The sequence below is a fragment of the Pseudomonas sp. GL_103 genome (assembly GCF_057835175.1).
Genome location: NZ_CM174420.1, coordinates 2,099,242 through 2,112,180 on the forward strand (window position 1 = coordinate 2,099,242; position 12,939 = coordinate 2,112,180).

Annotated in this window: 12 protein-coding genes; 1 reads left to right on the plus strand and 11 read right to left on the minus strand. The window is 60.1% G+C overall.

Features of this window, described 5'->3' with window-relative positions:
• Positions 1 to 9: 9 nt before the first annotated feature.
• The 3 genes from AC3IP0_RS09565 to ccoG all read right to left on the minus strand — a co-directional run bounded on the left by AC3IP0_RS09565 (position 10) and on the right by ccoG (position 4,516).
• Positions 10 to 2,460, minus strand: coding sequence for a heavy metal translocating P-type ATPase (locus AC3IP0_RS09565; protein WP_489319042.1), 2,451 nt, complete (start codon positions 2,458 to 2,460; stop codon positions 10 to 12).
• Positions 2,461 to 2,555: 95 nt separating this feature from the next.
• Positions 2,556 to 3,089 carry a FixH family protein gene (locus AC3IP0_RS09570; protein WP_489319043.1) on the minus strand — a complete coding sequence of 178 codons (534 nt, stop codon included), beginning with the start codon at positions 3,087 to 3,089 and terminating at the stop codon, positions 2,556 to 2,558.
• Between the two features lie 11 nt (positions 3,090 to 3,100).
• Positions 3,101 to 4,516 (minus strand): cytochrome c oxidase accessory protein CcoG, encoded by a 1,416-nt coding sequence (gene ccoG, locus AC3IP0_RS09575; RefSeq protein ID WP_489319740.1) that lies wholly within the window; start codon positions 4,514 to 4,516, stop codon positions 3,101 to 3,103.
• A gap of 448 nt (positions 4,517 to 4,964) precedes the next feature.
• Here ccoG and AC3IP0_RS09580 point away from each other — a divergent pair, with 448 nt between their 5' ends.
• On the plus strand, positions 4,965 to 5,969 hold the full coding sequence (locus AC3IP0_RS09580) for a metallophosphoesterase family protein (protein ID WP_489327244.1): 1,005 nt from the start codon (positions 4,965 to 4,967) through the stop codon (positions 5,967 to 5,969).
• Between the two features lie 58 nt (positions 5,970 to 6,027).
• Here AC3IP0_RS09580 and ccoP (AC3IP0_RS09585) read toward each other — a convergent pair whose 3' ends face one another.
• The 8 genes from ccoP (AC3IP0_RS09585) to ccoN (AC3IP0_RS09620) all read right to left on the minus strand — a co-directional run bounded on the left by ccoP (AC3IP0_RS09585) (position 6,028) and on the right by ccoN (AC3IP0_RS09620) (position 12,920).
• The gene (gene ccoP / locus AC3IP0_RS09585; RefSeq protein ID WP_489319045.1) at positions 6,028 to 7,005 is read right to left on the minus strand and encodes a cytochrome-c oxidase, cbb3-type subunit III; all 978 of its coding nucleotides are present in this window, start codon (positions 7,003 to 7,005) and stop codon (positions 6,028 to 6,030) included.
• Entirely contained in the window at positions 7,002 to 7,187 is a 186-nt protein-coding gene (locus tag AC3IP0_RS09590) for a CcoQ/FixQ family Cbb3-type cytochrome c oxidase assembly chaperone (protein ID WP_003175465.1), read from the minus strand. The genes ccoP (AC3IP0_RS09585) and AC3IP0_RS09590 overlap by 4 nt, the downstream gene beginning before the upstream one ends.
• 5 nt (positions 7,188 to 7,192) lie before the next feature.
• Complete coding sequence (gene ccoO, locus AC3IP0_RS09595) at positions 7,193 to 7,801, minus strand: cytochrome-c oxidase, cbb3-type subunit II (RefSeq protein ID WP_414917665.1); 609 nt, start codon at positions 7,799 to 7,801, stop codon at positions 7,193 to 7,195.
• Positions 7,801 to 9,243: a cytochrome-c oxidase, cbb3-type subunit I gene (gene ccoN / locus AC3IP0_RS09600; RefSeq protein WP_008050393.1), complete on the minus strand. Its 1,443-nt coding sequence runs from the start codon at positions 9,241 to 9,243 to the stop codon at positions 7,801 to 7,803. The genes ccoO (AC3IP0_RS09595) and ccoN (AC3IP0_RS09600) overlap by 1 nt, the downstream gene beginning before the upstream one ends.
• Positions 9,244 to 9,725: 482 nt before the next feature.
• Entirely contained in the window at positions 9,726 to 10,679 is a 954-nt protein-coding gene (gene ccoP / locus AC3IP0_RS09605) for a cytochrome-c oxidase, cbb3-type subunit III (protein ID WP_489327246.1), read from the minus strand.
• Entirely contained in the window at positions 10,676 to 10,873 is a 198-nt protein-coding gene (locus tag AC3IP0_RS09610; RefSeq protein ID WP_489319047.1) for a cbb3-type cytochrome oxidase subunit 3, read from the minus strand. The genes ccoP (AC3IP0_RS09605) and AC3IP0_RS09610 overlap by 4 nt, the downstream gene beginning before the upstream one ends.
• Before the next feature lie 3 nt (positions 10,874 to 10,876).
• Positions 10,877 to 11,485, minus strand: coding sequence for a cytochrome-c oxidase, cbb3-type subunit II (ccoO, locus tag AC3IP0_RS09615; RefSeq protein WP_057715669.1), 609 nt, complete (start codon positions 11,483 to 11,485; stop codon positions 10,877 to 10,879).
• Positions 11,486 to 11,495: 10 nt separating this feature from the next.
• Positions 11,496 to 12,920 (minus strand): cytochrome-c oxidase, cbb3-type subunit I, encoded by a 1,425-nt coding sequence (gene ccoN / locus AC3IP0_RS09620; RefSeq protein WP_223454511.1) that lies wholly within the window; start codon positions 12,918 to 12,920, stop codon positions 11,496 to 11,498.
• Positions 12,921 to 12,939: the final 19 nt, after the last annotated feature.

Below are 12,939 nucleotides of genomic sequence, written 5' to 3' on the forward strand. Positions count from 1 at the left end.
TCGCGCGGCTCAAGCCGGCAGCGGGCGGGTTTCTGGCGTGGTGCCGGGGGCGGGCGCGCTCGGCATGCGAGTCAGGCGCAGCGCGTTCAACACCACGGTCAACGAACTGATCGACATGCCCACCGCCGCCCAGACCGGAGTGATCCAGCCGAGGGCGGCGAAGGGCAGCATGAGGCCATTGTACAACCCGGCCCACAACAGGTTCTCGATAATGACCCGGCGGGTGCGCCGCGCCAGGCTGAAGGCTTGCACCAGCGCGTCGAGGCGGTTGGACAGCAGCACGGCGTCGGCACTGGTTTTCGCCAGGTCGGTGGCCGAGCCCATGGCGACGCTGATATCCGCAGCTGCCAGCACTGGCACGTCATTGACCCCGTCCCCCAGCATCAACACCTTGCGACCTTCTTTGTGCAATTGTTGCAGGACCTGCAGTTTATCGTCCGGACGCAAACCGCCACGGGCTTCATCGATACCGAGTTCCGCCGCCACGCTGGCGACCATCGGCGAGCTGTCGCCGGACAACAGCAGCGTGCGCCAGCCCCGCGCCTTGCACGCGGCCAACAGCGCGGGCGCATCGGCCCGCAAGCGATCATCGAGGACGAACCAGGCCAGCGGTCCCTGGCTGTCGCCCAGCAGCAGCCATTGGCCGGCTTCTTCGGGCATCGACGGCACTACGGCGCCGCTGAGTTCGCAGACGAAACGCGGTTGGCCGATGCGCAGGCGGCGCCCATCAACCAGCCCCTCCAGGCCAAGGCCCGGTGTGCTGTGGACTTCTTCGGCAGCCATCGGCGCACGACCAAAAGCACGGGCGATCGGGTGTTCGGAGCGGTTTTCCAGGGCGGCGGCGAGGCTCAGGCATTGATCGCTGTCGAGCGCGCCGAGGGGGCGGATCGAACGCAGCGCCAGGCGACCTTCGGTGAGGGTGCCGGTCTTGTCGAAAATAACTGTGTCGATCTGGTTCAGGCCTTCCAGCACATGACCACGGGTCAGCAATAGGCCGAGTTTGTGCAGTGTGCCGGTGGCAGCGGTGAGGGCGGTCGGCGTCGCCAGCGACAAGGCGCACGGGCAGGTCGCCACGAGCATCGCCAGCACGATCCAGAAGGCACGCGATGAGTCCAGTTCCCACCACAGCAGGCCAATCGCGGCGGCAGCGATCAGCGACAACAGCAGGAACCATTGCGCGGCGCGGTCGGCGATTTCCGCCAGTCGCGGCTTTTCGGCCTGGGCACGATCGAGCAGGCGAACGATGGCCGAGAGGCGAGTGTCCTGGCCCAGGGCCTGGACCTCGACGGTCAGTGCGCCTTCGACGTTCAGGGTGCCGGCGGTGACCGCGTCGCCGAGGGTGCGTGGTTGCGGCAGGTATTCGCCGGTCAGCAGCGACTCGTCGACACTCGACTGGCCGTCGAGGATCTTGCCATCAGCCGGGAGAATGGCGCCCGGATGAACCAGCACCTGATCGCCGACACGCAGTTCACTGAGCAGAATGCGTTCGCTCTGGCCGTCGGCTGTCAATCGCAGGCACGAGGCGGGCAACAGATTCACAAGCTGCGCGGTGGCGGCGGCGGTGCGCTCGCGGGCGCGCCGCTCCAGATAACGCCCGGCCAGCAGGAACAGGGCAAACATGCCGACGGCATCGAAATACAGTTCGCCGACCCCGGTGATCGACGTCCAGATCCCGGCGATGTAGGCACTGCCAATGGCCAGCGACACCGAAACGTCCATGGTCAGGTGGCGGGTGCGCAGATCGCGCATGGCGCCTTTGAAGAACGGCGCGCAGCTGTAGAACACAATCGGGGTGGTGAGGAACAGCGCGACCCAGCGCAGGATGGTGTGCAGTTCGGGGCTGAGGTCGATGTTGAATTCAGGCCAGGTGGCCATGGTTGCCATCATCGCCTGGAACCACAACAGCCCGGCCACACCGAGCTGGCGCAGGGCCAGGCGGTTTTCGCTGGCCAGTTGTTCGCTGGCGCGGTCGGCCTGATACGGGTGCGCGGCGTAACCGATGTGGCGCAGCTCGCTGAGGACCTGGCTCAGCGGCAATTGCCCATCGGCCCAGCGTACGTGCAGGCGATGGTTGGACAGGTTCAGGCGCGCTTCGGCCACGGCCGGCAAGGTGCGCAGGTGTTTTTCGATCAGCCAGCCGCAGGCCGCGCAGCTGATGCCTTCCATCAATAGTGTGGTTTCGGCGAGTTCGCCTTCGTGGCGAACGAAGGGTTGCTGCACATCGGCACGGTCGTACAGCGCCAGTTCATCCACCAGTTGCACCGGCAGCGCTTCGGGGTTGGCCGAGGCTTCGCTGCGGTGCTGGTAATAGCTTTCCAGGCCGCCGGCGACAATGGCTTCGGCCACGGCCTGGCAACCCGGGCAGCAGAACTCGCGGGTTTGCCCGAGGACCGCAGCGGTGAAGCGGCTGCCGGCCGGGACGGGCAGGGCGCAGTGGAAGCAGGGGAGTGGGGTGGTCATCAAATATTCCGTAGGAGCTGACGAGTGAAACGAGGCTGCGATCTTTCTGGATTAATTAAAAAGCAAGATCAAAAGATCGCAGCCTTCGGCAGCTCCTACAGGTCTTCGGCACCTTGCAGCGGTTCGTCACCCAGCAGCAGGTCCTTGTCATGGCCGACCAGTTCCTCTTCGAACATGCGCCAGATGTGCTCGTCCTGGGTGCCAAGCAACTCGACAAAACGCCGGCCTTCGATCTTGTCGCTCAACTGGCCGATGTAGCGGCCCTGTTCGGTTTCGCTGCGGGTCAGGGTGATCTTGCGATCCTTTTCCGGCTGGGTCGGCGAGATCAGGTTCAGCTCCAGGGTCCCGGGCTGGCTGTCGCCGCTCAGGCGCAGGTCAACCTCGCCAGTCATGCCATCGAGATGAACGCTGGCACGCATTTTCAGGGTCTGGGCCAACAGCTCACGGTCGAGGGAGCGGTTGATGCCTTTACCGGCCTCGTAGTAGTTGTCGTTGACCAGGTTGTCCGGGTTGTTCACCGCGATGGTCACCATGGACAAGGTCAGGGTCACCGAGCAGGCCAGGATCCCGATGATGATCCACGGCCAGAGGTGCTTGTACCAGGGACTAGCGGCAGTTGCTGCGGGCATGTTCAGTTCTCTCAACGAATTTGTGGGCCGATGAACCGGCTCTTGGCTTCAATGTGGACGCTTTCGTCATCGGCGTCCTTGAGGATGAATTTCACCTCGTTGGTGCTCGACGGCAGTTTTTCCGGCGCGACGGACAGTTCGGCAGGCTGGCTGACGATCTCGCCGGCCGCGACCTTGATCTCGCGTCGACCCTGCATTTTGAGATCCGGCAGGCCGGAGGCTTCGAGCAGGTAGGTATGGTCGCGCTGGTCCTTGTTCATGATTTTCAGGCTGTAGACGTTTTCGATCCGGCCTTCGGCGTTCTCGCGGTACAGCACGCGGTCCTTGCTGACATCGAAGCCCACCAGCGCACGCATGAAGAACGCCGTCGCCAGCAGGCTGATCATCGCCAGCAGCACCACGGCATAGCCGATCAGGCGCGGGCGCAGTTTATGGGTTTTCTGCCCGGACAGGTTGTGCTCGGTGGTGTAGCTGATCAGCCCGCGCGGGTAATCCATTTTGTCCATGATGGCGTCGCAGGCATCGATGCAGGCGGCGCAACCGATGCATTCGATTTGCAGGCCGTCGCGGATGTCGATGCCGGTCGGGCAGACCTGGACGCACATGGTGCAATCGATGCAGTCGCCCAGGCCCTGAGCCTTGTAGTCGATGCCTTTTTTACGCGGGCCACGGCCTTCGCCACGGCGCGGGTCGTAGGAAACGATCAGGGTGTCCTTGTCGAACATCACGCTCTGGAAGCGTGCGTACGGACACATGTAGATGCACACCTGTTCGCGCAACCAACCGGCGTTGCCGTAAGTGGCGAGGGTGAAGAAACCGACCCAGAAGTACGACCAGCCATCCGCCTGGCCGGTGAAGAAGTCGAACACCAGTTCGCGGATTGGCGAGAAGTAGCCGACGAAGGTCATGCCGGTAACGAAGCCGATCAGCAGCCACAGGCTGTGTTTGCTGAACTTGCGCAGGAACTTGTTGGCGCTCATGGGCGCCTTGTCGAGCTTGATGCGCTGGTTGCGGTCACCTTCGGTGACTTTTTCGCACCACATGAAGATCCAGGTCCAGACGCTTTGCGGGCAGGTATAGCCGCACCAGACCCGTCCTGCGTACACGGTGATGAAGAACAGGCCGAAGGCGGCGATGATCAACATGCCGGACAGCAGAATGAAGTCCTGAGGCCAGAAGGTGGCGCCGAAAATGAAGAACTTGCGCTCCGGCACGTTCCACCACACGGCCTGATGACCGCCCCAGTTCAGCCACACCGTGCCGAAATACAGCAGGAACAACAGGGCTCCGCCGGTCATCCGCAGGTTGCGAAACAGGCCGGTGAAGGCGCGGGTGTAGATTTTTTCCCTGGCGGCGTAGAGGTCGACGCTGTTGTTCGCGTTCCTGGTGGGTGGAGTGACGTCGTGTACCGGAATCTGGTTGCTCATCATTGCATCCCACGGCAGTGGAAAAATGCCTCGGTCAGTACGTGCCGACCGCGGTCAAAAAGGGGTGTTGCAGTGGCGCAATGATACGCCTGTCGCTCTAGCCTGCGGGTGCGACCTTTGGTCGCGTTGGTGAAAAATCATGAATGGTGTAGCGAATGTAACAAAACGTGATCTGAGTCAATTGACTTGTGAAGTATGGACGGTTTTCAGGAAGGGCGCGCGCAATCGTTGAAGATGACGTGGAGTGTATTGTTGCGGTTAGTGTGAACAATCGGTCGGTATTTGCGATGGTGCGGATGTCAATGGTTTTAGTGTGCGGGAAATATCTTAACTTGACTGTTCTGGTCTGATTGTTTGATGTTTTGTTTTCTGTCGAATAGTTTAAAAGTTGGGTGCGGGTAAATTTTTATTCGTGCGTTATTAATTCTATGGATGGAAGTTGTATTCTATGTTTTCTCATGCGAGTATCAAGGCTTTTGCCTGTCTGTTGTTGTTCTCGACGTCTACTGTTGTGCAAGCGATTGAAGGAATGCCTCGTCATATGGTTTTTGCGTCTGATCCGCAATATCCATGGACGGAAAAGTCCGACAGTGGCGAGCCTGAGTCTGCTGCGGACTTTGAAGAACGTTCCAAGTGGCTGGTGGATAGCCAGTTTGCGAGTATTGCCGACTTCCGTCGCAAGCATGGCACGCCGTCGCAAGTGCCCCTGATGATCAATGGCGATATGACGGCGTTTGGTCACGGCTGGCAGCGTTCCTACATTAACTCGGCATTGAAGAATTACTTTGGTGATGACTACCTGTACGGTCTGGGTAATCATGATTATCAGAATAATGTAGATGATTGTTTTAGTAATAGCTGCGCTGCAGGCAGTATCGTGGAGTTCAAGGAACACCACTTGGGTAAAGTCGACGAAATTGATCTGGATATAACCGGGGGAGCGCTTGGCAGGTTGTATTTTGGGAGTCTCGCTTACTCAAAAAATATAGGCGAGGTTCATATGGTTCAGTTGAATAATGAGCCGACTTACAGAGCTCGCATATCTCATGCGTTGAATCCGACTACATTTGAAATCACCAGCTCGCTCGACTGGCTCGAGAAAGATCTGCACACCGCTTGGGTTCAGGGGTATGCGATCATCATCAACATGCATAAGCCAAGTGACATGCAGGGGGGCTGGGAGCAAGAAAAGCGTTTTCGGGACATGATCGCCCGATACGAGGTCACAGCCATATTTGCCGGTCATTACCATTCGGACGGCGGTGACACGTATAGCCTGAACGGTGTACCAATGTTTATCAGTGGCAGCGCCTCTCAGGAGACTTACCTGATCGCCAGTTTCTCCGAAGATCGTAAGCAGTTGCGTGTCGACCTGGTTGAGAGCAACGATTGGCAGAATCGTCAATTGGTCAGAACGGTGCCCGTGAAATCGGTTTTTGCCAAGCGGCCATAAAAAAGGCCCCGCCAATACACATTGGCGGGGCCTCTTTTTGTTGCTTCAAGCGTTTGCCTTACTCGGCGTCCGCTGCCTTCTCGCCGTGAGACAGGCTGTAGACGTAAGCGGCCAGCAGGTGAACCTTGTCGTTACCCTGCATTGCCTCTTGCGCAGGCATCTGGCCCTGACGGCCGTAACGGATGGTCTGCTGCAGTTGAGCGAAGCTCGAACCGTAGATGAACGCAGCCGGGTGAGTCAGGTCAGGTGCGCCCATCGCTGGGGTGCCTTTGCCTTCCGGACCGTGGCACGCCACACAGTTGGTAGCGAACAGCTTCTGCCCGGCAACCGGGTCGGCCTTGGCGCCTTCCGGCAGCTTGCGGCCATCGAGGTTGGTCAGGATAAACGCGGCCACATCGGCCACGCCTTGCTCGCCGATCACTTCAGCCCACGCAGGCATCACCGCGTGACGACCGCCCATGATGGTGGTCTTGATGGCTTGCGCGTCGCCGCCCCAGCGCCAGTCGGCGTCGGTCAGGTTAGGGAAGCCGTAGGCGCCCTTGGCGTCGGAACCGTGGCAAACCGAGCAGTTGGAGGCGAACAGGCGGCCACCCATCTTCAGGGCTTGTGGGTCCTTGGCCACTTCCTCGATTGGCATGGCGGCGAACTTGGCGAAGATCGGACCGAACTTGGCGTCCGACCTGGCCATTTCCTTTTCCCACTCGTGAACGCCGGTCCAGCCGGTCTGGCCGTTGGCGAACGCGGTCTGCTTCTCGTTATCGAGGTAGTTGTAACCCGGCAGCAGGCCTTTCCAGTTGCCCAGGCCCGGGTACAGCACCAGGTAGCCGAGGGCGAAGATGATGGTGCCCACGAACAGCATGAACCACCATTTCGGCAGCGGGTTGTCGTACTCCTCGATCCCGTCGAAGGAGTGACCAACCGTCTCGTCGGTTTGCTCGGCGCGCTGGCCCTTGCGGGTGGACAGCAGCAGCCAGGTCAGGGCGAAGATGGTGCCGAGACTGAGGACTGTGACGTACAGACTCCAGAATGTAGTCATTCTTTGTTACTCCTAGAAGCTTGCTCGACGTGCTTGATGGCTTCGGGATCATCCGCGAAAGGCAGCAAGGTCGCGTCTTCAAACTCCGACTTGCGCTTGGGACTGAACACCCACAGTGCCAGTCCGATGAAGGCCACCATCACGACAACGGTGCCCAGGCCACGAATCATCCCGATATCCATCCAATTCACCGTTTGCTTTTGATGATGGTGCCCAGGCCTTGCAGATAGGCCACCAGCGCGTCCATTTCGGTTTTGCCCTTCACAGCATCCTTGGCGCCGGCGATGTCTTCGTCGGTGTAAGGGACGCCGAGCGTGCGCAAGACTTCCATTTTCCTGGCGGTGTCTTTGCCGTCGAGCTTGTTTTCCACGAGGAACGGGTAGGCCGGCATTTTCGACTCGGGCACTACGTTGCGCGGGTTGTACAAGTGCGCACGCTGCCAGTCATCGGAGTAACGACCGCCGACGCGGGCCAGGTCCGGACCGGTACGCTTGGAACCCCACAGGAACGGGTGGTCCCAGACGCTTTCACCGGCGACCGAGTAGTGGCCGTAGCGTTCGGTTTCAGCACGGAACGGACGGATCATCTGCGAGTGGCAGCCGACACATCCGTTGGCGATATAAACGTCCCGGCCTTCCAGTTCAAGGGCGGTGCGGGGCTTCATGCCCTCGACCGGCTTGTTGGTGACATCCTGGAAAAACAGCGGAACGATCTGGGTCAGGCCGCCGATGCTGACGGCGATGACCATGAAGAAGGCCAGCAGGCCAATATTCTTCTCGACTGCTTCATGCTTCATCAGTGAGCTCCAACTACGGCAATCTGTTCGGCGGCTTTGGCTTCAGCCGGGTTCGAGGCGCGTACGGTACGGAATACGTTGTAGGCCATGAACAGCATGCCGGTGGCGAAGAATGCACCGCCCAGGGCGCGGACGATGAAGCCCGGGTGGCTGGCTTGCAGCGCTTCGACGAACGAGTAGGTGAGGGTGCCGTCATCGTTGATTGCACGCCACATCAGGCCCTGGGTAATGCCGTTGACCCACATCGAGGCGATGTAGAGCACGGTACCGATGGTCGCGAGCCAGAAGTGGGTATTGATAAGGCCGGTGCTGTGCATCTGCGCACGACCGAACAGTTTCGGGATCATGTGGTAGATCGCGCCGATCGAGATCATCGCAACCCAGCCCAAGGCACCGGCGTGTACGTGGCCGATGGTCCAGTCGGTATAGTGCGACAGGGAGTTCACGGTCTTGATCGCCATCATCGGACCTTCGAAGGTCGACATGCCGTAGAACGCCAGGGAAACCACCAAAAAGCGCAGGATCGGGTCGGTGCGCAGCTTATGCCAGGCGCCCGACAGGGTCATCATGCCGTTGATCATGCCGCCCCAGCTTGGAGCCAGCAGGATGATCGACATCGCCATGCCCAGGGACTGAGCCCAGTCCGGCAGCGCGGTGTAGTGCAGGTGGTGCGGACCGGCCCAGATGTACAGGGTGATCAGCGCCCAGAAGTGCACGATCGACAGGCGATAGGAGTAGATCGGACGTTCGGCCTGTTTCGGCACGAAGTAGTACATCATCCCCAGGAAGCCGGTGGTCAGGAAGAAGCCCACGGCGTTGTGGCCGTACCACCACTGGATCATCGCGTCCGTCGCACCCGAGTAGGCCGAGTAGGACTTGAACAGGCTGACCGGCAGCGACATGTGGTTGACGATGTGCAGCATCGCGGTCACGACGATGAACGCGCCGTAGAACCAGTTACCCACATAGATGTGCTTGGTCTTGCGCTTGACGATGGTGCCGAAGAACACCAGACCGTAGGTGACCCAGACAATGGCCAGCAGAATAGCCAGGGGCCATTCCAGTTCCGCGTATTCCTTGGTGGTGGTGAAACCCATCGGCAAGGTAATGATCGCGCCGACGATCACCGCTTGCCATCCCCAGAAGGTGAAGGCGGCGAGGCTGTCGGAAATCAGTCGCGTTTGGCAGGTTCGCTGCACGACGTAATAAGAAGTGGCAAACAGTGCACATCCACCGAAGGCGAAAATCACCAGGTTGGTGTGCAACGGGCGCAGGCGTCCAAAGCTCGTCCATGCCAGACCGAAGTTCAACTCCGGCCAGACCAGTTGCGAGGCAATGAAGACACCGAGCCCCATGCCAAGGATCCCCCAGACCACCGTCATGATGGCGAACTGGCGGACTACCTTATAGTTATAAGCAGTCGGACTGATTGCTGTGCTCATTCTAAGGTTCCACGGTTTGGGTGTTTTATTAGGATTAAAAATCGGCCGCAAGTATGGAGAAAGCAAGGGGTCATTGCAACGCGCCATGACCTGGGTCAATGCTTTCAAAAGCTGATACTGCGGCCTTTCCATGCGCCGCGTAAGGACAAATTTGCCCGCGGGCAAAACATCCCGGCGGACTGATCAGGCGAGGGGGTCAGGTCGGATGTAACGGGGTGTGTTCAAACGCAACGTTTGGCTGACCGAAGGCAATTGGTGCGACAGCCGGTATCTACCAGCCTTTGCGGCCTGTCATCGGGCAGATTCGTCGAACACATCGTTCAGGGTCGACCTGGAACCGGCACCGGCCAGTCCGCATCGGGGGAAGCTTAGACCCGATTACAGGGATCCGAAAGAAAGTCTGTGCGAGGGTGCGACAATGGGTCGCAAAGGGGCAGGGAACTGCCGCATCCGGGAGAATGCGGCAGCAGAGCGGTCGGGATTTATTTGCGGTTGTCTTCAGCCTGCAGGCGCTCGGTATTCAAACCGTGGGACAGGCTGTACACATATGCGGCCAGCAATTGCACCTTGTCATTGCCCAGCAGTTCGTTCTGCGCCGGCATATGGCCCTGGCGGCCATGCCGAATCGTCTGTTCAAGCTGCGTCAGGCTTGTACCGTAAATGAAGCCGGCCGGGTGCGTCAGGTTCGGTGCGCCCATGGCTTCAGTGCCCTGGCCGTTAGCCCCATGGCAGGCGACACAGGTGGTGCTGAAGGCTTGCTGTCCGGCTTGCAGGTCGGCTTTGCTGTCGGCAGGCAACGGCAGGCCAGCCAGATCATGGCGCACATAAGCGGCGACGTTTTTCACACCGTCCTCACCCAGGACTTCACCCCAGGCCGGCATCATCGCCATCCGGCCACCCATGAGGGTGGTCTTGATGGTTTCCGGGTTGCCGCCCCAGCGCCAGTCGCTGTCGGTCAGATTGGGGAAGCCGAATGCACCCTTGGCGTCCGAGCCGTGGCACACCGAGCAGTTGGAGGCAAACAGGCGGCCGCCCATTTTCAGTGCCTGTGGGTCCTTGGCCACTTCTTCCACGGGCATCGCCGCGAATTTGGCGAAGATCGGCCCGAACTTCGTGTCAGCCTTGGCCATTTCCTTTTCCCATTCGTGCACGCCGGTCCAGCCGTTTTCGTAGCCGGGGAGGATGCCTTTCCAGTTGCCCAGGCCCGGATAAAGGATCAGATAACCGAAGGCGAATACCAGGGTGCCAACGAACAGCATGAACCACCATTGCGGCAGCGGGTTGTCGTACTCCTCGATGCCGTCGAAGCTGTGGCCCATGGTCTGGTCGACACTGCCCTTGGTTTCGCCCTTGCGGGTGCTGAGCAGCAACCAGGTCAGGCCGATCAGGCTGCCGATGGTCAGTACGCAGATCCACGTACTCCAGAAGGTGGTCATGGCCGGGTACTCCTTGTTGCTGATTCTTCAGTGATGTCGGGTTGTGGCTCGTCGGCGAACGGCAGCAGGCGCGCTTCGGCGAATTCCGGGCCTCGCTTGCCGTTGAATACCCACAGCGTCAGGCCGACGAAGGCCACGAACACCACGACGGTGCCGAGGCCGCGGATCATTCCAGTGCTCATTTCAATGAACATTGCTCACCTCTTGCTCTTGATGGCAGTGCCGAGCACTTGCAGGTAGGCGACCAGTGCATCCATCTCGCTCTTGCCCTTGAGGGAAGCGACGGCGCCGGTGATGTCTTCGTCGGTGTACGGCACGCCCAGGGTGCGCATGGCCTTGATCTTGGTTTCGGTATGACTGCTGTCGACCGGGTTGGCCACCAGCCATGGGTAGGCCGGCATCTTCGACTCGGGCACGACGTTGCGCGGGTTGTACAAGTGCGCGCGGTGCCAGTCATCCGAGTAGCGTGCGCCGACCCGCGCCAGATCCGGTCCGGTGCGTTTCGAGCCCCACAGGAACGGGTGATCCCAGACGCTTTCGCCGGCCACCGAGTAGTGCCCGTAGCGTTCGGTCTCGGCGCGGAACGGGCGGATCATCTGCGAGTGGCAGCCGACGCAGCCTTCACGGATATAGATATCGCGACCTTCCAGTTGCAGCGCGGTGTAGGGCTTCATGCCTTCCACCGGTTTGTTGGTCACGTCCTGGAAGAACAGCGGGACGATCTGGGTCAGGCCGCCGATGCTCACGGCCAGGATCATCAGCAGCAGCAACAGGCCGACGTTTTTCTCGATAGTTTCGTGTTTCATGGCGGACTCCTCAGGCCATCTGCGCGGCAGCGGCGACTTCGGCAGGCTGCGAGGCCCGCACGGTGCGCCAGGTGTTGTAGGCCATCAGGAACATGCCGCTGAGGAAGATCGCGCCGCCCACCAGCCGAACGACGAAGCCAGGGTGGCTGGCCACCAGGGTTTCGACGAAGGAGTAAGTCAGCGTGCCGTCCTCGTTCACTGCACGCCACATCAGGCCCTGGGCGATGCCGTTGACCCACATCGAGGCGATGTACAGAACGGTGCCGATGGTGGCGAGCCAGAAGTGCGCGTTGATCAGACCGATGCTGTGCATCTGCTCGCGGCCGAAGACTTTCGGGATCATGTGGTACAGCGCGCCGATGGAGATCATTGCCACCCAGCCCAAGGCGCCAGCGTGTACGTGGCCGATGGTCCAGTCGGTGTAGTGGGAGAGGGCGTTGACCGTCTTGATCGCCATCATCGGCCCTTCGAAAGTCGACATGCCGTAGAACGCCAGGGACACCACGAGGAAGCGCAGGACCGGGTCGCTGCGCAACTTATGCCAGGCGCCCGACAGGGTCATCATGCCGTTGATCATCCCGCCCCAGCTCGGCGCCAGCAGGATCAGCGACATCACCATGCCCAGCGACTGCGCCCAGTCCGGCAGCGCGGTGTAATGCAAGTGGTGCGGGCCGGCCCAAATGTACAGGGTGATCAGCGCCCAGAAGTGCACGATCGACAGGCGATAGGAGTACACCGGGCGCTCGGCCTGTTTCGGCACGAAGTAGTACATCATCCCGAGGAAACCGGCGGTGAGGAAAAAGCCTACGGCGTTGTGCCCGTACCACCATTGCACCATCGCGTCGGTGGCACCGGAGTACAGCGAGTAGGACTTGGTGAAGCTGACCGGCAATTCCATATTGTTGACGATGTGCAGGATCGCCACGGTGATGATGAACGCACCGAAGAACCAGTTACCGACATAAATGTGCTTGGTCTTGCGCTGCATGATCGTGCCGAAGAAAACGATGGCGTAGGCGACCCAGACGATGGTGATCAGGATGTCGATCGGCCATTCCAGCTCGGCGTATTCCTTGGAACTGGTGTAGCCCAGCGGCAGGCTGATGGCCGCCAGCAGGATCACAAGCTGCCAGCCCCAGAAACAGAACGCGGCAACTGCGGGAGCAAATAAGCGCGTTTGGCACGTCCGTTGTACGGAGTACAACGAACTGGCGAACAAGGCGCAGCCGCCAAAGGCGAAGATCACAGCGTTGGTGTGCAGCGGGCGCAAGCGGCCGAAGCTGGTCCACGGCAAATTGAAGTTGAGTTCGGGCCAGACCAACTGGGCGGCGAGAAAAACCCCGAGCCCCATGCCGACGATGCCCCACACCACCGTCATAATGGCGAATTGGCGGACCACCTTGTAGTTGTAGGCGGTACTGATAGAAGTGTTCATGGTTCCCCATCCACGGTTC